The sequence below is a fragment of the Phycisphaerae bacterium genome, from assembly GCA_035275405.1.
Taxonomy (GTDB): Bacteria; Planctomycetota; Phycisphaerae; order UBA1845; family UTPLA1; genus DATEMU01.
Map to the genome: position 1 here is coordinate 33,414 of DATEMU010000015.1, position 23,571 is coordinate 56,984.

Sequence of the window (23,571 nt, forward strand, 5' to 3'; positions counted from 1 at the left end):
AATTCACTTCGACGTAAAAGGCGGCCGGCTACCATTCTTCGCTCACGGTTTTGCTGACACCAAAAAAGAAGAAAGGACTGACCCATGGCCGCTGAATCACTACAGGATGCGCTGGTGGAGGAACTGCGGGATTTGCTTCATGCCGAAAAGCAGTTGACCAAGGCCTTGCCCAGGCTGGCCAAGGCGGCGGAAAGCGAGGAGCTCGCCTCAGCGTTTGAGTCACATCTCGAAGAGACGCAGACCCACGTGGAGCGGTTGGAACGCGCCCTGGAATCCCTGGGCGAATCGGTCCGCGCCAAGGCCTGCGACGGGATGAAGGGAATCGTCGAGGAGGGTGGCGAACTCATCAAGGAATACGACGCGGGGGCGCTTCGCGACGCGATGCTGATCGAGGCCGCCCAGAAAGCCGAGCACTATGAGATTGCAACGTATGGCACCGTCGTGACCTGGGCCAAAAACCTGGGCCTTCAGCAAATCGCCGGGCCCCTGTTCGAGACGCTCAAGGAGGAAAAGGCCGCCGACGAGAAACTGACCCAGATCGCTGGCACGATCAACGCCCAGGCGGAGATCCCCACGCCGGCATGAAGGAATAACCGCCGGTCGTCAAAAAAAATCAGGCCGGAACGAATCTCATCGTTCCGGCCTGCATAGACCTACCTTGCGATTGCTTCAAAGGCTGCGAATTACGCCTTGCCCTTGAGTTCCACCTTCGCCCCCGCGTCTTCCAGTTCCTTCTTGAGCTTCTCCGCGTCCTCTTTCGACACGCCTTCTTTCACCGTCTTCGGAGCGCCGTCGACCATGTCCTTGGCCTCCTTGAGGCCCAGTTGCGTCGCCGCCCGGACCGCCTTGATGACGTTGATCTTGGTCGCGCCGCCGTCCTTGAGGATGACGTCGAAGAGCGTCGGGGCTTCCTCGGCCTCCGCCGCCGCGCCGCCGCCGGCCGGTCCGGCCATCATGACCGCGCCGCCGCCCGCCGGCTCGATGCCGTAAACGTCTTTGAGATAGTCCGCCAGATTCTGGGCGTCCTTGACCGTCAAGCCGACGATCTTGTCGCCGATCTCTTTGACCGCCGAACTGAATTCCTTTGCTGGTGCTTCCGCCATATTCGTTGTCCTTTGCTCACGGTCGGTCGCGGCTTTTCATGCCGACCGACCTCGGTTGCCCCTCTCAATAGCCGGAATCCCATTGATCCCATTTAACCCGGACCGCCGCAAGGCCATCTGCCAATCGGGGCAGTTGAGAGTGGTTATTTCTTTGATGAGTCGCCTCAGGCGACCTTCGCGATCGTCTCTCCCTTTTCTAGCTTGTCGATAATCGCCTTGATGCAACCGGCCACGCGACCGCCGGTGTTCAGGCAGCCCGCGATGCGTCGTCCCGGTGAGATCGCCAGCATGACGATATCGCCCTGAAGCTCCGCCTTGCTGCGGCGCTTGGAGATATCCTCAATCGTCATCAGATCGGTCTCGCCCTCGACGAGCCCTTTCTTCAACTCCAGCGTCGGATATTCCTTGGCCAGCCGGATGAGTTCCTTGGCCGCATCGACCGGACTCGCACCGCCGGTCACAAACGCGCAGGGGCCGGTCAGGACCGACGAGATCGGCGCGAGGATGGTGTCCGCGAGGACGCGCTTGGCGGTCCGATTGCCGATGACGTGGACCTCGATCTGCTTCTTGCGCAGCTCGCCGCGCAGGGTATTGACCTCGGTCCCCTTGAGCCCGTGGACGCTGACGACCATGAGGCTGTCCACGTCCTTGTATTTTTTCTCGAAATCTTTGGCGACCAGTTCTTTGACGGCGCGGCTCATGGCAAATTCCTCTACGCTTGCGCGACTTCCAATTCGATCGACGGCGACATCGTCCCGCTGATGCAGACCTTTTTCAGGTACGTTCCCTTGCTGCTGGGTGGCTTCATTCGCCGGATATGACCCACGAAGGAGTTGATGTTCTCCATCAGATCGTTCTCCGCGAAGCTGGCCTTCCCGACGATGGCGTGGATATTCCCGCCCGCGTCGTTGCGAAATTCGATCTTGCCGGCGGCGAACTCTTTGACTGCCTGAGCGATGTCCGGCGTCACGGTGCCGTTTTTCGGCGTCGGCATCTTTCCCTGGGGCCCCAGGACGCGGCCGAGCTTGCCGACTTTGCCCATCGCCCTCGGATGTGCGATGGCGACGTCGAAATCCGTCCAGCCGTCGCTGATTTTCTTAACCAAATCGTCCACGCCGACTTCGATCGCACCGGCCGCCTTGGCCTTGTCCGCGTCGTCGCCGTCGCAGAACGCGATCACCTTCTTGGTCTTGCCGATCCCCTTGGGAAGCGACACCGCACCGCGAATCATCTGATCCGCGTTCTTCGGATCGATGCCCAGGTGCATGACGAGGTTGACCGTCTGGTCGAATTTCGTGCCGCGCGTTACGTCCTTCAGCAGCTTCACCGCCGTCTCGATCGGGTAACGCTTGTCGCGCTCGATCTTCTTGAGATTGGCGTTGTGGCGCTTGCTCAGGCCGCGCATCGGCCGCCCGCGCACCTTGCGCTTGCCTTCGCTGCCCTCATCCCCCGTTTTGGAGGCCTTGGGCTTCTTGGGCTTTTCTGACTTGGGCGCCTCCGCCTTGGGCGGCGGACTACCCGCTTCGGCGGTCTCGCCGACGGCAGGGACTTCTTCTTTGGCCATGAATAACCCTCAGTAACGACACAAAGGTCTGCCACGATTCAGCGGCTCGTGGTCGAGCACGGGCAACGGTCAGTGGAAAATACTCACACCGAGTTGCCGGAAAACGAGCCACGCATGGTAGCCGAGCGCCCCAATGGTGGCAAGGCCAAGCCACTGGCGATGTGAAGGAGTTGCGGGCGCCGCACGTTACTCCTTGTCAATTCTAGCCTTATAGTACTTATTGGCGTTGCTCCGCAATTCCGCAAACCGCATTCCCAATTCCGCGATGATGGGAGCCCGCCGATGGTACTATACGCAGGGAAGCACGGATGCGCTCCGACCTACTCGCCATCATCGATACACAGCGCCTTGTGCAGAACTTCCGCGCTCTCAAGGCATGTTCTACAGCCGGTGTAAAGCTCTGTGCGCCACTCAAAGCCAACGCCTACGGACATGGCATCGACCTTGTCGCGCCGGCCCTCTACGACGCCGGCGCCGACGAAGCCGCCGTGGCCACGATCGTCGAGGCCCTGGAACTTCGCCGCCTCGGATGGGACCGCCCCATTCTCGTCCTCGGTAATATCCTCTCCGTCGCCGACGAATCGGAACGTCGCGAGCGCCTCGCCGCCGTGATCCGCCAGCGACTCACGCTCACCATTACGGACGAAACGACGGTCGGGCTCCTCCTGGCGGCGGAGCCGACTGCGCCGATCGACGTACACCTCAAGATCGATACTGGCATGGGCCGTATGGGCGTCGCACCGGAACGTGCTCTCGAATTGATCCAGGCAATCCGTAGCGTGAAAGCCCTACGATTGACGGGAATCTATTCGCATTTTGCCACCGCCGACTTGCACGAACTCGATCTCGCCGGCCACCAACTCGCGACCTTTCGCCGAACGCTGACCGCATTGAGCGACTTTCTCCCGCGTGGCGTGACGCGCCACCTCGCCAACAGCGCCGCCACGATCTCCATGCCCGAGGCCCATTTCGACATGGTCCGCCCCGGTCTGGCCCTCTACGGCTACCTCCCCGCCGAGCACATGGCCGAACGCATCGCGCTTCGGCCTATCCTGCGACTCGAGACACATCTCACGGCCGTCAAGGAGCTGCCTTCCGGTCATTGCGTCGGCTATGGCCAGACCTTTACCACGCGCCGACCCACGCGCCTGGGAATCGCCCCGATCGGCTACTTCGATGGCTTTCTTCGCGCGCTGTCCAACGCCGCTATCGTCTCGACCGATCACGGCGACGCGCCCATCGTCGGCCGCATCAGCATGGACCAACTCGCCGTCGACCTGACCGATTTGCCGCCGGTTGTTCCCGGGACCGCGATCACGTTGATTTCGGACGATCCCGCCCGTCCCAATTCTGTCGCCGCGATCGCCCGGCGATTGGGGACCATTCCCTATGAAGTGACCTGCCTCCTCGGCCAACGGATAGACCGGGTCGCAAAAGCCGCTTCCTAGCCTTGTCGTCCGCATTTTTCTATTCCTAGCTAAACCGCAACTATCTTCTCCGCCGATGTGTATGACGCGTTGTCGGGTCATTTTCGACCCCCGCCTGAGGAGAAAAAAACGATGAAGCGTTCACTAATCGTTCGCCTCGCTCAATCCAAGGTTCTGGTCCCGGTCCTTGCCGGAGGCATGGCCCTCCAATTCGGTCTGGGAGGCTGCGATCAGGAAGTCCAAGAGCAATTATTGACCGGGGTTGCTACCTCCCTGACCGGGTTGGTCACGACCGTCATCGGTGCCTTCTTCCAGTCCTTGGCCGACGTCGGATCCTCCACGACCACCCAGCCGGTCGTGCAGGCCGCCCAGGAAGTGGTTAGCTGGTTCGCCTAGCCGAACCGCCGCCCATCCGGTACATTCCGCGACGATCGTCCTCCGATATAGAGTAGGACGATCGTCGTTCTTTTTGAGGGTTACGACTGATGGGCAAGCGAAAGCTCTGGAAGTACTCAAAGCGAGTGGGGCAGGTTTTAACCGGTTGCTATCTTTTTCAGCAGCTCGGCTGCCTGCCGGACCAGGCCTTTCAGCAGGTCGTGGCAGAGAATATCGTCCTGACCTTCGGCATCATCGTCCAATCCACGACAGCGCTTATTTTCAATACCATATTTGGGCTCTTTCCGGAAATCGGATTAATCTAGGAGACCGTCCGCCCATGCCACGATCGACCTCAGCAAAATGGATGCTTACGTTCTGTCGGCTCCGGCGAAAGGGCCGTGCGGTCGCCCTGGCCGTCGCCGTGCTTCCGGTCTGTCAGGCGACCGGCTGTTTCCCCGATCCCATTGGGGCGCTGAACTTCGAGCTGCAATCGCTGATCAACGTGACGCTCATCAACGCGTTCAATACCATCATTCTCAACCTCTTCAACCTGTAGCGTCCGCCCTCTGTGGCGGACGATGATCCCTCTCCCCCGCGCACGCTCTACTTGCGGTGTTACAATCCCTTCACGGAGGTCGCTCTCACCATGCGCTTTGCCATCATTGGTCCGCCCCAATCGGGGAAATCAACCCTCTTCGCCGCCATCACCGGGCACAAGGCAGATCCCGGTCACGCGCCGGCGGAGCAGCTCGCCAGCGTCAGTGTGCCCGATGCGCGGCTGGATTATCTTGCGGAGTTGTACAAACCTAAGAAATACACACCGGCCCATCTGGAATTCGTCGACATCCCCGGCGTCAGCCTCGCTGAGCCCAACGGCCCGACCGAATTTCGCAAATCGATGAACACCGTCCGCCGCTGCGACGGGATCCTCATGGTCGTACGGGCCTTTGAAAGCGCCTCCGTCGCGACGTATCGCGGGCGAATCGACCCCAAGGCCGATCTCGCCGAGCTGCACACCGAATTGATCTTTGCCGATTTGGAGCAGGTGACGAACCGCATCGAGAAGCTGGAGAAGTCCACGCTAAAGCCCACCAAGACCCGCGACGCGGAGCTGCGTGAGCTCACCATGTTTCGCCATGTCCAGAAGGCCCTCGAGTCGGAGGCGCCAGTCTCCTCCGCCATCCACAATGAGGAAGAACGCACCCTCGCGGGAAGCTTTGGATTCCTGACGCTCAAGCCGGTCATCGTCGTCGTCAACGTCGACGAGTCCAAGGTCAAGGACGCGCCTCCGTTCTCCGCAGAGCACGCCAAGGCGACGATCGCCCTCGCCGCCGAGATTGAGGCGGAGATCTCCCAACTCGACGACGCCGACAAAACCGCGTTCCTCGCCGATCTGGGACTCGCCGAGCCCGCCCGCCTCCGGCTGATCCGCACCTGCTACGATGCCGTCGGTCTGGTCTCCATGCTCACCTGCGGCGAGGACGAAGTTCGCGCGTGGACGATCCTCAAAGATACACCCGCTGTGGAGGCGGCCGGTAAGATCCACAGCGACATCCAGCGCGGCTTCATCCGCGCCGAGACGGTTTCCTTTGCCGATTTGAAGGCGAACAAGGATATGCGCGGCGCCAAGGCCGCCAACAAAGTCCGCCTGGAGCCCAAGCACTACATCGTCCAGGACGGCGACATCATTAACTTTCGGTTCAACGTTTAGCGACTCCGGCCTGCGATAATCATCAGGACAGGACCGCAAGCTCCGTGGCGACGGGCAGATTGAGGTTTCAGAAAAACCTACCGATTTCCACGCGCGATGAGCATAATGAACAAAAATGATCTCCGGGGTGCCGCAATTCGAGGTGCTGCCAGGATTGCCGCCTTACGGTCCGCTGGCGCAGCCGTTCAGCGCAAGTGGTCAGGGGACGCAGTGCGAGGGCTTCGTGGTGCGTTTTTTCCCCATCGAGGGCGATCCGTGGGTAGGGAACTTTCAGCCCGGGCTCACGTCATTCCGAACCGCCGAGGCGCATCCCGATGGGCGGCGTGTGATTGTGATTTCGGGCGGGCAGGGATATGTGGTCGATCCCAATGATCGGAAAGCGGTCGATTACCTCGAAGCTTGGTATGTGTATGCCGTACGGGTTGGAGAACTTCTAATTCTTGCCACGCCTGTCGACTTGGAAGCCATCGGTCCGGAGGGGAGGCGGTGGAAGACGCCAGAGATTTCCGTTGATGGCTTAGTAGAACTTAAGGTGAAGGCCGACCACCAAGCGATCACTGGTTTGGCTTATTCTCCCGTGGTGGATATTGACGCCGATGATGATTGGGTCGAATTCGAAGTGGAGATCCAATCGGGTGCGGTCAAGGGCGGAGCATTTGGTGCCCTTTGATCCCCTGTGACATTCCTTGCTTCTACACAGCGATTTCCGCGGCCAGATACTGCGGCGGGGGGAGATCCCGGATTTTCACCGCCGGAACGCCCGACCAGTATTCGCCAGGGCCGATCGTCGTGTAGGGCGATACGACGCTGCCGGCGCCGAGCATCGCGCCCCGGCGAATCGTTACGCCGCCGAAAATCGTTGAATTCGCGCCGATCGTCACATCATCTTCAATAACCGTCTTGCGAAGCAGGATCATGTCCGGCAGTTGGCAATGACCGGCGATATTGGCGCCGGAGCCGATGACGACGTTGCGGCCGATCTCGACGTAAGACGGGTCGAGGATGACGGGGTCGGTCACGTAGCACGAGCGCGAGCGCGGTCCGAAGTAGCGGCCCATGAGCCAGCGCATCGGCGGCAGGTTGGAGATGTGAAAGATGAGGAACGCGGGGAAGGGGGCTTCGTACCGAGCCTTGGTGAGCAGGGCGATGAGGCACGAATAGAGGATTTGCCGGTCCTTGGATTGGAGGAAGTTCGGCGTCTTGAGCGTGGGGTAGAGACCAGGCTGGGGCGTGGGGATGGGCAGACGGAGAACGACAAGCAGGGCGACGTAGGCAAAGTTAAAGAGGACAAGCCAAATAACGACGCAGCCGCCCCAGGCGAGGGCGGTGGTGAGGTCGGCGGTAAGGAGCGAGGAGCGCGGCCACCAGTCCCGCGAGGCGAAAACAATGCTGGTGACGACGAACGAGGTGGTCCATATCAAGAGCCGTGCGGTGAGGTCAAGAAAGAGAAAGCCTTGCAGGGCGCGACACGGATCGACGGGCTTGGCGAGGGCCGATGCTGCGACTTTAGCCCCCGGTGAATCACCGGGGGTCGGGTTATTAAGAACGGTGCTCATGTCGCCATCCTCCAAGAGACGCAGAGATTTCAATGGTTAAAGGGAAGGGCCACAAGGGACTCAGGGATGCAGCGTACCGGCAGGCCCTCGCGTTCCGAGCTGCGCGAAGAAAAGCAGGGTGCCAAGAATGCTGAGGATGGCGATGAGGGTGGTCACGCCATAGGCCGTGCGGGTGCTTTCGTTGGTGGAGATGCGGCGACCGAGGATTCTCGTGAGGCGGCCGGTAATGAAACCGCAGACCCAGGACCAGTGCAGGATGAGATGCAAGAGCACGCAAAGGGCGAAGGCTAAAAGGGCCGCGAACTGAATCTTACACCACGCATCGTAACCGAGACCCCAGAGCGACCAACCCGCGGCGAGCGTGCCTTCGGGAAATATGGCCCGAAGTAGTACGGAGATCCACAGCAATGACAGGAAGGCGACGAGAAGGGTGCCATCAAGGAGGAAGTTGATCGTCTGCCGCGACATTCGCTGATCCAGGGGCATGACAGCACGCCGCGTCCGCGCTGGGCCAGCCGCGATAGAGCGTCACCGAGCCCAAGGCTACGACAAAGACCGCCGCGACGCGATAGATCCGCAGGCGCACACTCTGCGTCAGCAGACGCGTCCCGCAGCCGATGGCGAGCATCGCGGGCATCGTTCCAAGCCCAAAAAGCGTCATGATGACCGCGCCGCGCGGGCCGTCCTGCGCGGCAGCGGCGAGAGCCAGAAACGCATAGACGAGGCCGCAGGGGAGGAAGCCGTTGGCCAGGCCGGCGAGGAAATAGCCGAACCAGCCTCGAGCGTTGAGAAAATACGCGAAAAGGGGGGCGAAGAGTTGGCTGGTGGCGGCGGTCCAGCGGTGCGGCAGGCGTATGAGACGGAGTGTGGCCAGACCGAGAGCGATCATGATCGCGCCGGCGACAAGCGAGAATGCCTGTTGCGGGTTGACGGGGCCGAGCGTAAAGCGCGAGAGATAGAGTCCCGACGCACCGGCGAGAGCGCCAAGGAACGCGTACGTAAAGACGCGGCCGACGTTATAGACGAATTGACGGGCAAACAGCGGCCAGAAGTTGGCGCGGCCCGCCCCGACGGCACAGGCGAATCCGCCGCACATCCCGATGCAGTGCGCCGAGCCAAGAAAACCGCCGGCGGTAATGGCGAGGGATTCAGCGATCATCGGGCGGTCTCCGGGACGTTTCGCAGGCGCAGCGAATTGGCCGTGACGAGCAGGCTGCTGGCGACCATCGCGGCGGCGGCAAAGACCGGGTTGAGGCGGCCGGTCATGGCGAGCGCGATTCCAACGAGATTGTACGCGAACGCCCAGAAGAGATTGGATTTGATCGTCCTGACGGTGCGGCGACTGAGATCGAAAAGCCATGGAACGGATTTGAGGTCGTTGCCAAGAAGGCAAATCGCCGCGGATTCACGGGTGAGGTCGGCCCCACAGCCCAGGGCGATGCCGACGTCGGCAGCGGCGAGGGCGGGTGCGTCGTTGAGGCCGTCGCCGATCATGGCAACGGGCCCGGTCGTTCGACGGGCCTGTTCGAGGTGGTGGACCTTGTCGGCGGGAAGTTGTTCGGCAAGCACTGGTACGTTGAGCGACTCGGAAAGGCGCTTCCCGCGGGCGGCGTGATCGCCGGTGAGGACACTAACGGCGAGACCGGATCGCTGAAGGGAGGCGAGTACGCCGCCGGCCTCCGGGCGAACCGTCTCGTCGAACGCAAAGACCCCTCGCACCACGCCGCCCCAACCGATACAAGCAACGGACTGCGCGGAGCGATGAATACCTTCGAGTGAGCGTTGAAGCGTCTCCGGAGCATGGAGCCGATTCTCGATCATGAGTTCCGGACTGCCGAGCGCCAATGTCGTGCCGTTGGTGCGAGCAATCAAACCGCGGCCGGGAATGGTGCGAGACTCGACGACGGCCGTCGGGATGATGCGCTGAACTTTCGCGTAGCGCGTAATTGCCTGGGCGAGGATGTGCGCCGACCCCGCGGCAATACCGGCGGATTGAGCGAGAATGCGTTCGCGCTCAGCGGGATCGCGGGAGTCGATCGCGCATGAGGCTACGACGGGCTGGCCCAGCGTGAGCGTGCCGGTCTTGTCGAAACAGACTGCCTTTATACCGGCCAGATCTTCAAGCGCCTGGCTGTCTCGGATCAGGATATGGCGCTTGGCTGCGGTGCCCACGGCGACCCATATGGCCATCGGCGTGGCGATGCCCAGGGCACACGGGCAGGCAATGAGTAAGACCGCCATCGCATTCATGACGGCGTCATCGAAGCCGCGCGGCCACGCGCGAGCGGCGGCGATCAAGGCGAGGATGACAGTCACCGGAACAAACATCGTCGCAATGCGGTCGGTCAGGCGTTGCAGCCGGGTACGCGAGCGCAAAGTGTTTTCGAGCAGCTCGATCAGACGGCCGAGGGTACTTCCCGCGCCGGTGGCGACGGCGCGAAGTGCCAGCGCGCCATCGAGGTTGAGCGAACCGGCGCGGACGAGGTCTCCGGGCGACTTCGCAATGGGAGTGCTTTCGCCGGTGATAAGCTGTTCGTCGATGCCGGCACAGCCCTTCTCGATGACGCAGTCGGCGGCAATTCGCTGGCCCGCCGTAACGCTAAGAAGATCGCCAGGCTGAATCGCGTCGGGCTTCACCTCGAGGCGCCGGCCCTCGCGGTCAACGGCGACGGTATCGGGAAGGAGCGCTTCGAGCGCGCGAACGGCATCCGAGGCCCGCAAGCGGCCACTGGCCTCGAGCCATCGGCCCAGTGTCATGAAGACCAGGATGGCACAGCCGGTTTCGTAATAGGTCTGGCCGGTGCCGGAGAGCGTCCCAACGTACGAATACGCAAACGCGGCCCCGACGCCGAGCACGACGAGGGCATCGGTGGAGAGAATGCGGGCGCGAGCCTGGTCAAGGGCGTTTGAAAAAATCGGCGGTGCGAGCAGGAGAAAAACCGGGGTGGCGAAGAGCAGGCATAGATAGCGCATGACCTGTCCGAGAGAATCGGAAAGCGCGGCGGATGCAGGATCGTCGGGCAAGCCGTGCTGGCGGTAGAGGTACATGCTGAACATCATCACGGACATGGAAAGAAAAACGGCCAGTCCCAGGCGCGTGAGCATCCAGTTGACGCGGCCGGGCTCGCCACGCGAACGGGTGATATCCGCGGCGAGGCGGCAGCCGTAGCAGCAATAGCCCGGTTCCGACGTCGGCGTCTGGCCGGCCCACGCGGGAATTGGAAGATGGCAGAAGTCGCAGGTCATGACGAGCCGTTAGCCTTTAGCCGTGAGCCTGTGGCTGGGGATCAGAAGTAGTTTTTCGCCATTGGGATCGCGAACTTGACGACGTACCAGATGGCGCCGATCCAGAAGCCGATCCACATCGCGCGGACGTACCAGGGGATGCGGTGCGTAACGTAGGTATGGAACTGCTTGTCTTCCTGGGCGGAGGTTTCAATCGGTTCGTTCATGGCGTCGTCCTCCCCGAGTCGCGCTCATCCGCCTCCAGTTGCTCCTCGCGCTCCAGCATGTCGTACTTCGCCCGTTCGACGTCGCGGAACATGCCGTGCGCGATTCCCCAAAGCAGCAGACAGACCATGCCGGCCGTGACGATCAGATAGTTCACGACGGGGACGATGGTGAACCCGCCGATCAGATCGCGGCGCACCGCGAGGATGAAGAGCATCAGCTTCTCGGCGAAGCCGTAGCCCGCGGGCAGCAGGATCAAAATGGCAATCGTCCAAAGCACGATGCGCTTCGCACGAGATTCTCTGGGCCGGATCATGGTTTCACCCCCTGCGGATGGGCGCCCTCATGTTCCACCGGACCGGTCGGTCCCTCGCCGTGGAAATAGGGGTATTCTTCAATCCAGCTCCCGAGCCACTGTACGTAAGTGATAATGGCCATTCCGCGCTTGTTGGGATACCCCTCAGCGTCGAAGAACCAGCGATACGACGGCATGACGGACGTGGGCACCACGGCCGTGGGTTTCCAGAAATGCGCGACGTGCCAGTCATTCGTGCGCACACCGGCCTCGCGCGACAGGTCGGGACCGACGCGGCGCGTCCCGAAGAGGACCGGTCGCTGCATTTCGTTTTGGTATTCGAGGGCGTGAGAGACCGGCCCCCAACGAAGATCCTCATTGGAGACGGGGCGAACGAACTGCGAATGGCAGTGCCAGCAGGCCTCGGCGACATACGTAGCATGGCCGAGCTTGAGGGCCTCAACAAAGCTCGCGTAACTGACCTCGCCGAAGTACTGCTTGAACTTTTCCGGGTAGCGCTCCGCGAGGTCCACGAACTCGGGAACAATCCCGCGCTCGGCCATCTGTTCGAGGGTCTGCTCAGCCTCTCCGGCGTAGATCGTCCAGGGCAACACCGCCATGACGAGAAACGACAAGGCGAAAAAGCCCACGCCCGCGATGAAGAAGACTCCGGCTTTTGATTCAAACATGTCGGCGTACTTCCTTTAACTGATTGCGAGCTCTATGTGCGGCTGTTCAGGTGCGTGCGACGGCGCGGGCCGCCGCAGGGTCATCCAGACGTTATAGAAGAACATGAACTGGCCGATGAGGATCATCGTTCCACTGATCGTGCGCACCAGCCAGAACGGCATTGAGGCCACGAGGGTGTCTTCCCACGGAGCGAGGTCACGCCACATAAAACCCTGCACCAGGCCGGCGACCAAGAGATCGAGGAACATGATCAACGTGCCGAACATCGTAAGCCAGTAATGCCAACTGTTGATCGCGTTACTGTACCAGGCGCGGCCGCTGACGCGTGGTATGAGATAGACCATCATGCCCAGTAACCAGAAGCCGAAGACGCCGAACATGACCAGGTGGGCGTGGCCGACCACCCAATCGGAAAAGTGGATGATCTTCTGGAACGTGAGCGTCGTCTGAAACGCGCACTGGAGGCAGGTGGTGAAGTAGAAAACCATACCGGTGTAGAACCAGCGGATCGGCAGGTTGGTGCGAAGCATGTCGCCGCGACCGGCTAATGTGAAGAAAAAATTGATGATCACGGTTGTAACGACCAACTCAATGGCAATGGTCGTGATGACCGCGCCATGTTGCAGGAACATCGGGATCGGGCTGTAAAGAAAGTGATGGATACCTGTGAGAGGATAGAAGAACGCCAGTCCCCAGAAGCCGACGAGGGACAAGCCGTGGCTCCAGATGGGCTTCTTGAGAATGATGGGGACGAGGTAATAGATGAGGCCCCAGCCCAGCGGTGTGACGAACAAGCCGACGAGGTCGTGGATGAAGAGTCCACCAATGGCCCCGGCCGCCGCGCCGCTGACGAAATACTGCGGGAGGAAGTTACCCATCGCGTAGACAAGCACCGTCCAGATGAACGCCGCGATGAAATACCACAGCGTGACGTAGAGGGGACCTTCGGCCCTGGCGATCGGCGTCAAGAAATTGATGGCGACAAGAATAAGACCGACGAGCGCGATCGGGTCGACATAAGTCGGCGTCTCTCCCCATTCAAGCGCCTGGGCATGTCCGATGGACAGGCCCAGTGCGGTCACAAGGACGATGGTTTGCCACGTGAAAAAGATGAACCAGGACAGTTTTTTGTTCAGCACAGGCTGGAGCGTGAGCCGCGGAACCGCCCAATAGAGCCCGCCGAGAAAGGCGTTGGCCAGAAAGCCATAGGCCACGCCGTTGGTATGGATCATTCGCCATCGGCCCGGCGAGAATATCTCGATGCCCTCCAACGGATACCAACGGAGAAACTGAAGGGAGAATAGAAACCCGGCCAGGATGGAAACGGCCAGGAAGACGAGCGACATGAGCAGGTGCCAAAGGACCAGGGGGCGGTCCACGAGTTCGACCGCGGTCGTTCGTTCAAGAGTGGTGGGCGGGGCCGCTACGCTTATGGATGTCATTCGTTGAATCTCAATCTCGTTTCGTCAAAAGTCCATTTCGAGGTCCGCCGGTTGTGACGTCGCCGGCTCGGCGACGGGCGGCGGCGCGCCGTGCAAGTAAATCGGGCGGGGCCGTGGCCGGACCGCAAATTCGCCGGGCTTTAAGAGCGCCGGTCGCTGTTCAATCAAACTCTTCACGTAGTACGCCATGGCCCAGAGATCCTGTTGCGAGACGAGCGGCGGATCGCCGGGCTTCTTGCCGGGGATGTCGATGGAATCGACCCAGGTGGGCATGGCCGTGCCGGTGATGCCGCTGGCGATACTGCGGTAAAGGTCCTCTGCGCTCGTCCCCGCGCGGACAAAATCCCGGCGGAAATCGGGTGGATAGATCAGTTCGCCTTCATCGTTCGGCTTCCCCTCTGCAATGTGAAGATCGCCTCGAAACTCGGTCCGCGGCGCGCCGCCAAACGACTGGACGTATTCGTTGATCTTGGCTTCCGGGACGTAAGAGGGATGGCAGGACCAGCAGATCGAATAGCCGTGATAGACCGCCTCGCCGCGGGCAATCGACGTCGCCCGGTCGTCCACACTCTTGAAGGGATCTGCAACAAATGGAATCTGCGCCGCCGGTTCGCGCTCCTGCCATTTGGGCGAAAGCGTCTTGACATAGGCCACGAGCGCATCGACGGTCCGCTCGGGCAGGAGGGGAAATGAAGGCATCGCACTTCCGCGGAGACCGGTGCGGATCGTCCGCTTCAAATCTTCATCGGTCGGGAGTTGACCCGAGCGGGTCGAGCTGAATTTGAATGCGGCGTTGACGAAGTTGCGTGGCCGCGGGCTCAGGAACGCGGCGGCCTCGCCAAGGCCGTCGCCCGCTTCGCCGTGACAGCCGGTGCAATAGCGTTGGTAGGCGAGGTGGCCTTCTTCCATCAACGATTTCGGAATACTCGTCTGGAAGCCGAACTTGGCAGGACGGGCCGTATCGACGTCCGTGCGCGAGTCGCAAGCGGAGACGAATCCGAGCAGCAACAAGAGCGGCAAGATAAGTTTCGCAGGGATGGTCATGTCGCCCTCGCTGCGGAGGTCGGGGGCGGGACGAAGCGGCCCCACTGATCCACCAGGAGCATCGTCCACCCAAAAACGACATGGGTGGCGGCGGCGACATAAACGGGAATTTGATCGACGATCCACGAGCCGCCGATCAGCAGCGGTTGCAGCCACGAGAGAACGCCGTAAAAATTGAAGAGCCAGACGCCGATCCCCAGGATCGTGGCAACAATGAATCGCCGGGTGCCGGAGTCTGTTCCGTAGTACCGCGAGAGGATCAGGTGAAAGGGAATCCCGCCGATCATGCCGGTTCCCAGGTACAGGCAGCATCCCGCGGCCAGCACAAACCCGCTCTGGATCTCCAGGGCTTTCTCGCCCAGCGGAAAAGTGAGGTACACCCGGATCAGTTCAAGGGGATGCCGGCCGACCATCGCCGCGCCAACGATGTTAAACAGCAGGCTGGCGGACGCGGCAAACAGGCCCAGCACCATACCCGCCAGGACGTGGTACGTCGTGTAGTAACCGCGCGGGGGCCACTCCTCGCGTGGACCTACCGTCGCCAATTGACCTTCAATGGCCGCGACCTGCTGCTTGAGCCGGTCAAGTTCGAGTTGTAGCGAATCTCGCTCCATCCGTTATGCACACCAACTATGCCACGGGAGGGCCGTCAGCTCAATCTAATTCCGCCGCGATTTCGGCGTTTCGGGCGACCACAAATCACAACGTTGAACCGGCTGAAACCCGAACGCGTCAGCCATTAAGCAAATGCTATGCCAGGGGCAAGGTCTCCCGTGGCACGTCTCGGGGCAAAGGAGGGCACCGCCCGGGTTGCCAACCTTGGTACGGGCCGCAATTCCTCATTAATACGGCGGTAGAGTCGATGAACAGGCCCAAGCCTGCGATGGCAATCGCCGCATTGGGGATTTATGAAATCCGACTTGCAGCTTCACCGGACAGTCGGCCGTGGATTGCGAAAAAATCCGCAGTAAATGCGGATTTTTCCGCAGTTCGTCTCCTGCGCGCGGCAGCATTTACAAGGCACCTTTGTTTGTAGGTGCGCGAATCTGAGCCCTAATGAAGGCCCCGCCTACCGCCGAATCGAGTGAAAGCGGGATAAGACGCGGTGGTCACGGATTCCCGAAAACGAAGGGCTCAAGTTTAACCGTCGTAGTTATTATGGATCGGAAGGATCGGGCAAGATCATCTCGATGTAGATATCGATGTCCACCAAGCTCGTGATTTGATCTTGGTTGATGTCCGCACAAGTGCAGTCGGCCAATGGTGAAAAGCCGTTGAGGGTGCAATCGACGAGCACTTGGATGTCGAGGCCGTCCACGGCGCCGTCCCGATTGGCGTCGCCCGAAAGGGGACAAGCTTGAGGATTGAAGTATTCAAAGGCGCCCATGTCGACGACCGGTGGCGGAGCGTTGTTGACGTTGAGCGTGAGCGGGTCGTCTTCAAAGCGGTTGGCGCCGTGGCCATCGATCGCGATCGGTTCCGACGTATTGAGGTCTTGATCGCAGTCCATCGTGTCCGCAGGCACGTCGGCGTTGTTTCCGGCATCGATGCAGGCCGAGCCGGACTGCAAGCGAAGGTCTTCGTCGCCGTTGAACGCCAGGCCGTCGGGACCAAGTTCGTCCACGAAGTGCGGGTTTCCGGCGATGTTGTTGGGGCCGGTGTAGGGAGTTGTGACGTAATTCTGTATGCAGGTGTACCGGGTGTACATGTAACCGCCGACGAGCTGCGCGAAATGGCTGTTACCGTTCGCGTCGGTGTTGCCCCAAAGGATGCAATTGTAGAGAAACGAGTTGCAGAAGGGGTCCGCGCTGAGGCCGCCACCAACCGGCGCGGAATTCCCGACAATGGTGCAGTTGAACAGATTGGGATTGGTAAATCCAAAGGTTCCGAAATAGCAGTTGATGGGATTGAGGTAATCGGATTGGCTGTAGATCGCGCCGCCCTTGATGTCGGCGGTATTGCCGGCAAAGACGCAGTTGATAACGAGGGGAATGGTGACGGAATTATTGCCGCCGTTGTTGAAGAAGGCTCCCCCGTATTCCGCATGATTGTCCGCAAACGTGCAGTTGAGAAATATCGGCGAGGCGTGATCCATGACGGCGCCGCCCCCCCGGGCGTGATAGGGGGGGGTATCGGCGTTGCCGCCGGAAATATGGAAGCCGTCGATGACGGAATCTCTCACCGCATTGACGGCGCTGATGATGTGGTAACTGTTGTCGGAGCGATTGGTCTGGCCGGGCCCGTCGTCTCCGTTCAGATCGCCGCTGAGAATTGTCCGGTGAACCATTGGTTGTCGCTGGTCACGGGAGGTTTCCCATCCGCCGAATCCGCCATAAAGGGAAGCGCCCCGGAAAATTCTGAACGTCTTTTCGCGGTCACCGCCGGCGATATCAGGCGTGTACGTCCCTTCCGCGACCCAGATTTCCTTGACGACCGGTTGCGGGGGATACCATGTGGACGCATTGGCAATATCCAGCGCCATACGTACATCGGTCATGGCGTCGCCCCAACTCGTTCCATCGCCGTTGCCCGTCGCATCCGCCTTGACAAGCAAAGTACGAGGCGGTGCTTTGGTCGTCGGGGCAACTTCAGGGAGAAGCGCGAGCAGTTCGGCCCTGATTTGCGCATGGCCCGGGTCCTCCGCGAGATTCGTCCATTCGTGCGGATCGACGTCATGGTCGTAGAGTTCAGTGCCCCCGTTGGCGTAACGAATGAGCCGCCAGCGATCAGTCCTGACCGTCTGTCCCGTTGTGCCCAGGGTGGTGATGGCGGGATGATCGAAGGCGGCCTCAGGATCGGCAAGCAAGGGAACGAGGCTCGCTCCCTCCAGCCCGGCATAAGGTGGCAATCCGGTCAGTTCGAGAAGCGTAGGATAGAGGTCGAGCAGGCTGACTGCGCGGTTGCAGGGCTGGTTGACTGCGCTGACGCCTGGCCCGGCAATAATCAACGGGACACGGCAGGACTCCTCCCAGAGGGTGTACTTTCCCCAGAGCAGCTTTTCACCGAGGTGGTAGCCGTTGTCGGACACCAAGACGACGATGGTGTTGGCGGCATGGGGGCCGTTATCCAACGCGTCAAGTATGACGCCGATTTGCGTATCGGTGAAGGAAACACCCGCATAATAGGCTCGAACCGCGTCATCCCACGCGTTGTTTGTGCGAAGCGTGTTGAAGATGCCGCGTTGGCCGTTAAGGCCGGGAGTGGGCGGCACATCGTCGAGGTCTTGTTCGTTGATGGTCGGAAGGACAATATCTTCCGAAGGGTATTGATCGAAGTAGCTTTGGGGCAGATACGAGGGGTAGTGTGGCTTACCGAAACCAACCGCGAGAAAGAAGGGCTGTGAATGGGATTCGCTTACGTACTGCGCCGCATGTGCCGCCGCCACGGCATTGCCCATCTGGCTGTCACCGATATTCAACGGCGACCAGTCGATATAGCCAAGGCCCGCGATCCCATGGGCGGGTAGCGTCGCCGGCTGGGGGCCTATGTCACATTCGAAGGCCTCGTTCCAGGATGCGGCATCGGCGTAATGGAAGAGCTTGCCACCCATCCCAAGGGAACGGTAACCGTGGGCGCTGAAGTACTCCGGCATCGTCTTCCGGTCGCGCAACGTGTACCGCCACGGGTCGGCGTTGGAATAAACTCCCGTCGTCGACGGGCGGAGTCCCGTCAAAAAGCTGGCACGCGAGGCGTTGCAGAGTGGCGCGTTGACATGGGCGTTCATAAACCGAACGCCGCGTGCCGCGAGCGCGTCCATGTTGGGCGTCTGAATGCCGGGCCGTGTGCCCAGGTAGCCCACGGAATCGTTGAGGTCGTCTATGATGAAAAAGAGTATGTTTGGAGGCATCGTGCCTCTGGAATTGGAACGCGAATCGGTATTGCACAAGGAATCACCGCCGGTAAGTTCGGCCGGGGTGGGATCGTCCAGGAAATTCGGCGGGGAAAAAGCCGAAGCGGCCCCGACGATTGCCGCAGCGGCCAGTGCATGGCGAAGGCGAATACAACCCCCTGCACACCGGGACCATTTCATGGTTTTGCCGCTACTTTCGTCCTTGGAACGTGTCGGATTCAAAAATCGACAGGACCCGCGGAAAAGTGAAACTGCCCAAACCGCGGGTATCCTACCCTGTTGTGCATCAATACACAAGCTTTTTGAGCTTGGAATGCGTTTTTTGTTTTTACACACACACTTCACGCAGGGAAGCTACCTGGACAAAGTCATGGTGGGTAGGACGTTTATCGACGGCGTGAGCCCTGTGAATTTCCCGGCGATCTCGGAGAATCAACAAGGTGAATGACCCGAAGACATCAACTGCGGCAGGCCCGTTTGACCAGTTACCCACGCGCGAAGGGTATAACCGGTGGGCGGAGATTTATGACACCGAGGACAACCCACTCATCGTGTTGGAGGAACCGCGGGTCAGGGAATTGCTCGGGGATGTGCGGGGGCTTCGCGTTGCGGACATCGGCTGCGGGACGGGACGCCATGCCCTGCGGCTCGCGGCGGAGGGCGCGGTCGTTACGGCAGTGGATTTCTCGGAAGGGATGATGGAGAAGGCCCGGGCCAAGCCGGGGGCGGACAGAATCCGATGGCTGCACCACGATATCGGTCAACCACTGCCGCTAGGCGACGGAGAGTTTGACCGCGTCCTGTGTGCTTTGGTGTTGGATCATGTTCAGGACCTTGAGGCGTTCTTCCGTGAGCTGATCCGGATCTGCCGGCCGGAAGGTGTCGTTGTCATATCAAGTTTTCACCCGGCGATGATGCTTCGCGGCGTGCAGGCGCGTTTCGTTGATCCCACGACCGGGCGCGATACGCGGCCCGCGAGCTTTGCGAATTCGATCTCGGATTACGTCACGGGCGCCGTCCGAGCGGGCTTGACGATCGAGCACATGAGCGAGCACGCCGTGGACGAGGCGTTCGCGGCGCGATCGGCCCGCGCGGCGAAGTATCTGAATTGGCCGATGCTGCTGATGATGCGCCTGCATCGATCACCCTCGCGCGACAGGGTCGTCCGGCCGCCGTCGGGCACAGCCTGGGAAAAAAAAGATGCACATTGACAAGAGAATACTTGTACTCGGAGTCGTCTTCGGGATGGGTGGGGGCTGCGCACGTTCGGGCGAGCCCGGCCCGATCTGTGCCGTTCTCGATCGCCAGGTCGAGGCATGGAATCGCGGAGATGTGGAAGGCTTCATGCAGGGTTATTGGAAGTCCGACGAGCTGGAGTTCGCGACGCCCGATGGGACGACACGCGGCTGGCGGGCGACGTTGGAGCGCTATCGTGCAAAATACCCCACGCGGGAGGCGATGGGGACGCTCAACTTCGAACGGTTGTGCGTCAAACAGACGGCCCCGGACGCCGCAGAGGTCTCAGGCCGATACCGCCTTGACCGAAAGAACGATGTACTGACCGGGCGGTTCACCCTGCAAATGCGGCGGATCGGCGGCGAGTGGGTCATCGTACGCGACGACACCGTAGGTGACCCTTCGTGACGCCGGTCGACTACGGTTGCGAAGTCGTCGGCGTCTTTTCGGCTTGCGACGCTTCCCCGTCCTCTGCCGATTCGGAGGACGGCCGGATCAATCCATGCGCCAGGAGGCGGGCGACGGTCTCACGGGCCAGGGAATCGATGAGTTTCTCGAAGGAAACGTCGGAATCACCCGCCGTCAGACTCGTGGCGTAGTACGCCATTCGCCTGGTGGCCACGTCGTAGAGCCGCAATTCGTGCCGGATGCGCGGGAGATCGACGTAATATCCGCCGTAGCTGCGTACGGTCGTACGCGTTTGCGAACGTCCGTAGCCCAAGCGTGGGTGATAGCGGAATGATCGCCCCGAGAGATAGTCGTGGGTGTCGATGACCGTCTCCCGAGGGACGTATTGCCGCTCTTGCGAGAACTGGGTCTCCTCGATCATGAGGACGGCGTCGATGCCGTGCTCCTTCATGAGCGCGAAAATCTCGTCCTCTTTCCATTCGCGAGTCGGGAGCAGGATGTCCAGTGACCCGACCACGACGGTCTGCAGGTCGGCGAACTTCTCTCGAAAGATCGTCTCGGTTGCGGTTCGCTGGGCGAGATCGGAGTCCAGCGCGCTGATGAGAATACGGTCAAAGGTCTTGTCCCGGAAATCGGGGTCGACGACATCGTGCAGCTCGGTCGTGACGGGCGTGCAGCCCGAGGCCAGCGACCAGACCAGGGCACAAAAGGAAATCAGCGTCGACGTTTGTGTCCGCAAGATATTCATGGCCTGCTACTTCAATCCTTCGCCGGCAGCGTTGTGGCGGCGGGCTTCATCCAACCCGGCGGGTCGTAGTCCATTTCGTAGGCGGGAGGCGCGCCGCCGGGGCCTTTCAGATAATGTTCCATCCACTGCATCATGCGCAGATGATAATCCAGCCGCGCGCCGTACTTGCGATTCCCGTGTCCCTCGCCGGGATACCACACTAATCGCACCGGGGTTTGCCCCACGGCCTTGAGGTAACGATAAAGCAGCAGCGATTGACTGGGGTGTACGCGGGTGTCGTTCTTGCCGTGCAGGATGAGGATCGGCGTTCGGGCCTTCTGGACGTAATAAACGGGGCTGCGCTCGAGAAAGTAGTGCCACAAGTCGTCCCAGGGGCGCTGGCGGACGTGGACCATGAAATCCTCGTTGGGAATATCCGTCGTTCCCTTCTTGGAAATGCTGTCACTGATCCCGACGAACATGACGCTCGCCGCGAAGCGCTCGGAGTGCGCCGTCGCGCACCAAGCTGCCGCATACCCGCCGTAGGACCCGCCCGTGACCCCCACGCGCTTCTCGTCGACCAGCCCAAGGTTCGTTAAGTGGTCCACGCCATCGAGGAGGTCGTTGAACTCCCCGCCCGCCTCGTCCGCCTGGCCGAGTTTGGCAAAACCCGTTCCCATGCCGGTGCTTCCGCGATAATTGGGGTAAAACACCGCAAAGCCTCGCGCGGCGGCGACCTGTCCGGGACGAGAATAATTCGTCATCCAGCCGTTCCGCTCATGGGCCTCCGGGCCGCCGTGGACGTACAGGATTAAGGGGTATCGCTGCCCCGCTTTTTCATCGAGCGGGCGAACCAGCACGCCCTGAATCTCCAGGCCATCGCGCGACGAATATTTCACAATCTCCTGCGGCGCGAGTCGGTAACCCGCCAGCCAGGGATTGCTGTCGGTCAGGCGGTGCGGTGACTCCTCGCCATGTTTCATGGTGAAGACCTCCGGCGGATGTTTCGCCGAATTACCGATGAAGGTGGCATGGAGGCCGTCCTTGGACAGCGTGAAGTCCGTCAGGATGTTCTCGCCCACGGGCAGGATCAACTTCCGCTCCGACAGGTCCTTCTTTACCTTGCCGAATGTGGTTTGGGTCCCCTCGTCCGCGAGAAACATGACATAGTCCGCATCCTGCCAGGCAACGGCCGTGACATGCCCCGTGTAGTCGGGGGTCAAGTTCAATAACGCTCCACCGTCGGCCGGCGCGACCATCAGGCAACCTTCCGCCGGATCGTACATGTCCACGGCGGACATCATCGCCAGATGTGTGCCGGTCGGGTTCCATGCGACCGAGCCAAGCTTGCCGGGGTTGTCCAACTTCGCGAGCACCTTCCCGTCGGCGGAATCGACGATCCAGACTTTGCTTTTCATGTATTGGTCGTCGATGAGGGATGTCGGCGCGATGACCACGGCGAGCCTGCCGTCCACGGGGCTCCAATGAACCGTCGTTACGGAACCGTCGAGTTCCAGTTTTCGCGGCTCGTCTTTTTCGGCGTCCGGCGTAGCGATCCACACGCGTTTGAATAGCAACTCCTCTTCGAAGACCTCCGCGGAGAATCCCTTGTCCTTGAGATCTTTTTTTGTTTGCGGCGTTTCCTCCTCCGCGAGGAAGGCGACCTGCTTGCCGTCCGGGCTCCACGAGTAGCTGCTGATCTCGGTCGGGTGGGAGAGGATGCGGCGCGCTTCGCCTCCGTCAACGGGGATGGCGTAAAGGCAGGGTTGTTGGTCTCCCGCTCGTTCGGCGAGGAAGGAAATGGACCGACCGTCGGGCGTCCAGGCGACGTGGTCGATTTTCACTTCGCCGGTAATGAAGGGACGGGATCGCGCGGAGTCGAGGTCCAGGACGTGCAATTCGGTCCAGGGCGGGCCGTCTTCATAGGCGGAGCCGTCAGGTCGTTCCGCCCACGGATCCCGAGGTACCTGAAGGGTATAGGCCACATGGCGGCCGTCCGGGGAAATGTGCGCCGTCGCGGCGGATCGCAGACGCGCAACATCCCAGGGGGTGAGGATGTCGCTTGCCCATGCCGCCCCGGGGGGCGTGGAAAAGGCGGCAAACACCAGCAAGAGCAATCGTCGGGGCCGGCGTCCTCGTCGCAAGTACAGCATGGGCGTCATGTCACTGGATCCTCCAAATTTCGCGCCGGTGAACGGTAAGGCGTAGGTTGGAGGTCGGTCAAGACGGCCGGCCGCGGGGGCTTGGCGGCGTAGGTCCTCGGGGCTAGAATGGTCCGGTCGAACAAGTGGGCTGCTCGAATCTGGGGGCGGGAGTTAGAGGATATGGCGGAACCGGCAACGCGGCTGAAAGTAAGTGACGATCGGGGAGTCTCGGTCATTGAATTCTCCGACCGAAAGATTCTCGACGAGCTTTGCATCCACGAGATACAGGAAGAGCTGTCGGGTCTGGTGGACACCAAATCAACCGGCAACCTTTTGCTCTGCTTCAAGAATGTCGAGCATCTCTCCAGTGCCGCCCTGGGCATGTTGATCACTCTGAAAAAGAAAGTTGAAGAAAAACAGGGCAAGCTCAAGCTCAGCGACATCAACCCCCAGATCTACGAGGTGTTTAAGATCACCCGGCTGAACAAGATCTTCGACATCCATCCGTCGATCGATAAGGCGAGGGCCAGCTTTTAGGCCCCCGGG

27 protein-coding genes are annotated in these 23,571 nt (G+C 60.8%); 11 read left to right on the forward strand and 16 right to left on the reverse strand.

Annotation, left to right across the window (positions count from 1 at the left end; all coding sequences use genetic code 11):
- Positions 1–84: 84 nt before the first annotated feature.
- A complete protein-coding gene (locus VJZ71_17910) occupies positions 85–585 on the forward strand; it encodes a ferritin-like domain-containing protein (GenBank protein ID HKQ49955.1) in 501 nt (166 codons plus the stop codon).
- 98 nt (positions 586–683) lie between these two features.
- Here VJZ71_17910 and rplL read toward each other — a convergent pair whose 3' ends face one another.
- The 3 genes from rplL to rplA form a co-directional block, all read right to left on the reverse strand.
- Positions 684–1,103, reverse strand: a complete 420-nt coding sequence (gene rplL / locus VJZ71_17915) for a 50S ribosomal protein L7/L12 (GenBank protein HKQ49956.1) — start codon at positions 1,101–1,103, stop codon at positions 684–686.
- Positions 1,104–1,267: 164 nt separating this feature from the next.
- Positions 1,268–1,804 (reverse strand): 50S ribosomal protein L10, encoded by a 537-nt coding sequence (rplJ, locus tag VJZ71_17920; protein HKQ49957.1) that lies wholly within the window; start codon positions 1,802–1,804, stop codon positions 1,268–1,270.
- Positions 1,805–1,815: 11 nt separating this feature from the next.
- Positions 1,816–2,508 (reverse strand): 50S ribosomal protein L1, encoded by a 693-nt coding sequence (rplA, locus tag VJZ71_17925; GenBank protein HKQ49958.1) that lies wholly within the window; start codon positions 2,506–2,508, stop codon positions 1,816–1,818.
- Between the two features lie 467 nt (positions 2,509–2,975).
- Between rplA and alr the strand changes: the two genes are divergently transcribed.
- The 6 genes from alr (at position 2,976) to VJZ71_17955 (ending at position 6,853) form a co-directional block, all read left to right on the forward strand.
- Positions 2,976–4,115 (forward strand): alanine racemase, encoded by a 1,140-nt coding sequence (alr, locus tag VJZ71_17930; GenBank protein ID HKQ49959.1) that lies wholly within the window; start codon positions 2,976–2,978, stop codon positions 4,113–4,115.
- A 111-nt stretch (positions 4,116–4,226) separates the two neighbouring features.
- Positions 4,227–4,490, forward strand: a complete 264-nt coding sequence (locus VJZ71_17935; GenBank protein ID HKQ49960.1) for a hypothetical protein — start codon at positions 4,227–4,229, stop codon at positions 4,488–4,490.
- Between the two features lie 89 nt (positions 4,491–4,579).
- Positions 4,580–4,795: a hypothetical protein gene (locus VJZ71_17940; protein HKQ49961.1), complete on the forward strand. Its 216-nt coding sequence runs from the start codon at positions 4,580–4,582 to the stop codon at positions 4,793–4,795.
- A 14-nt stretch (positions 4,796–4,809) separates the two neighbouring features.
- On the forward strand, positions 4,810–5,028 hold the full coding sequence (locus VJZ71_17945; GenBank protein ID HKQ49962.1) for a hypothetical protein: 219 nt from the start codon (positions 4,810–4,812) through the stop codon (positions 5,026–5,028).
- A 90-nt stretch (positions 5,029–5,118) separates the two neighbouring features.
- A complete protein-coding gene (locus VJZ71_17950) occupies positions 5,119–6,183 on the forward strand; it encodes a DUF933 domain-containing protein (GenBank protein ID HKQ49963.1) in 1,065 nt (354 codons plus the stop codon).
- A gap of 115 nt (positions 6,184–6,298) precedes the next feature.
- Positions 6,299–6,853, forward strand: a complete 555-nt coding sequence (locus tag VJZ71_17955) for a hypothetical protein (protein HKQ49964.1) — start codon at positions 6,299–6,301, stop codon at positions 6,851–6,853.
- A 22-nt stretch (positions 6,854–6,875) separates the two neighbouring features.
- On the opposite strand, the gene VJZ71_17960 is transcribed toward VJZ71_17955, so the two are convergent.
- The 11 genes from VJZ71_17960 to VJZ71_18010 form a co-directional block, all read right to left on the reverse strand.
- Positions 6,876–7,739 (reverse strand): DapH/DapD/GlmU-related protein, encoded by an 864-nt coding sequence (locus tag VJZ71_17960; protein HKQ49965.1) that lies wholly within the window; start codon positions 7,737–7,739, stop codon positions 6,876–6,878.
- A gap of 60 nt (positions 7,740–7,799) precedes the next feature.
- The gene (locus VJZ71_17965; protein HKQ49966.1) at positions 7,800–8,207 is read right to left on the reverse strand and encodes a DUF4405 domain-containing protein; all 408 of its coding nucleotides are present in this window, start codon (positions 8,205–8,207) and stop codon (positions 7,800–7,802) included.
- Complete coding sequence (locus VJZ71_17970; GenBank protein ID HKQ49967.1) at positions 8,176–8,898, reverse strand: sulfite exporter TauE/SafE family protein; 723 nt, start codon at positions 8,896–8,898, stop codon at positions 8,176–8,178. Before VJZ71_17970 ends, VJZ71_17965 begins: the two co-directional genes overlap by 32 nt.
- On the reverse strand, positions 8,895–10,985 hold the full coding sequence (locus tag VJZ71_17975) for a cation-translocating P-type ATPase (protein ID HKQ49968.1): 2,091 nt from the start codon (positions 10,983–10,985) through the stop codon (positions 8,895–8,897). The genes VJZ71_17970 and VJZ71_17975 overlap by 4 nt, the downstream gene beginning before the upstream one ends.
- A 41-nt stretch (positions 10,986–11,026) precedes the next feature.
- Positions 11,027–11,191: a hypothetical protein gene (locus tag VJZ71_17980; protein ID HKQ49969.1), complete on the reverse strand. Its 165-nt coding sequence runs from the start codon at positions 11,189–11,191 to the stop codon at positions 11,027–11,029.
- A complete protein-coding gene (locus tag VJZ71_17985; GenBank protein ID HKQ49970.1) occupies positions 11,188–11,505 on the reverse strand; it encodes a hypothetical protein in 318 nt (105 codons plus the stop codon). Before VJZ71_17985 ends, VJZ71_17980 begins: the two co-directional genes overlap by 4 nt.
- Positions 11,502–12,173 (reverse strand): cbb3-type cytochrome c oxidase subunit II, encoded by a 672-nt coding sequence (locus VJZ71_17990; protein ID HKQ49971.1) that lies wholly within the window; start codon positions 12,171–12,173, stop codon positions 11,502–11,504. Before VJZ71_17990 ends, VJZ71_17985 begins: the two co-directional genes overlap by 4 nt.
- Before the next feature lie 15 nt (positions 12,174–12,188).
- On the reverse strand, positions 12,189–13,616 hold the full coding sequence (locus VJZ71_17995) for a cbb3-type cytochrome c oxidase subunit I (protein ID HKQ49972.1): 1,428 nt from the start codon (positions 13,614–13,616) through the stop codon (positions 12,189–12,191).
- 24 nt (positions 13,617–13,640) lie between these two features.
- Positions 13,641–14,660 carry a cytochrome c gene (locus VJZ71_18000; protein ID HKQ49973.1) on the reverse strand — a complete coding sequence of 340 codons (1,020 nt, stop codon included), beginning with the start codon at positions 14,658–14,660 and terminating at the stop codon, positions 13,641–13,643.
- Positions 14,657–15,274, reverse strand: coding sequence for a hypothetical protein (locus VJZ71_18005; protein ID HKQ49974.1), 618 nt, complete (start codon positions 15,272–15,274; stop codon positions 14,657–14,659). Before VJZ71_18005 ends, VJZ71_18000 begins: the two co-directional genes overlap by 4 nt.
- Positions 15,275–15,816: 542 nt before the next feature.
- Complete coding sequence (locus tag VJZ71_18010) at positions 15,817–18,507, reverse strand: sulfatase (GenBank protein HKQ49975.1); 2,691 nt, start codon at positions 18,505–18,507, stop codon at positions 15,817–15,819.
- Here VJZ71_18010 and VJZ71_18015 point away from each other — a divergent pair.
- The 3 genes from VJZ71_18015 to VJZ71_18025 are packed head-to-tail and all read left to right on the forward strand — an operon-like array spanning position 18,479 to position 20,154.
- The gene (locus tag VJZ71_18015; GenBank protein ID HKQ49976.1) at positions 18,479–18,958 is read left to right on the forward strand and encodes a hypothetical protein; all 480 of its coding nucleotides are present in this window, start codon (positions 18,479–18,481) and stop codon (positions 18,956–18,958) included. The genes VJZ71_18010 and VJZ71_18015 overlap by 29 nt on opposite strands.
- Positions 18,951–19,721: a class I SAM-dependent methyltransferase gene (locus VJZ71_18020; GenBank protein ID HKQ49977.1), complete on the forward strand. Its 771-nt coding sequence runs from the start codon at positions 18,951–18,953 to the stop codon at positions 19,719–19,721. The genes VJZ71_18015 and VJZ71_18020 overlap by 8 nt, the downstream gene beginning before the upstream one ends.
- Positions 19,711–20,154, forward strand: coding sequence for a nuclear transport factor 2 family protein (locus VJZ71_18025; protein HKQ49978.1), 444 nt, complete (start codon positions 19,711–19,713; stop codon positions 20,152–20,154). The genes VJZ71_18020 and VJZ71_18025 overlap by 11 nt, the downstream gene beginning before the upstream one ends.
- Positions 20,155–20,164: 10 nt before the next feature.
- Here the strand turns inward: VJZ71_18025 and VJZ71_18030 are convergent, their stop codons facing one another.
- Together VJZ71_18030 and VJZ71_18035 are read right to left on the reverse strand one after the other, a co-directional pair.
- Positions 20,165–20,902 carry a hypothetical protein gene (locus tag VJZ71_18030; GenBank protein ID HKQ49979.1) on the reverse strand — a complete coding sequence of 246 codons (738 nt, stop codon included), beginning with the start codon at positions 20,900–20,902 and terminating at the stop codon, positions 20,165–20,167.
- Between the two features lie 11 nt (positions 20,903–20,913).
- A complete protein-coding gene (locus tag VJZ71_18035) occupies positions 20,914–23,043 on the reverse strand; it encodes a S9 family peptidase (protein HKQ49980.1) in 2,130 nt (709 codons plus the stop codon).
- Positions 23,044–23,205: 162 nt separating this feature from the next.
- On the opposite strand from VJZ71_18035, the gene VJZ71_18040 reads away from it, so the two are divergent.
- Entirely contained in the window at positions 23,206–23,562 is a 357-nt protein-coding gene (locus VJZ71_18040; protein HKQ49981.1) for an STAS domain-containing protein, read from the forward strand.
- Positions 23,563–23,571 lie beyond the last annotated feature (9 nt).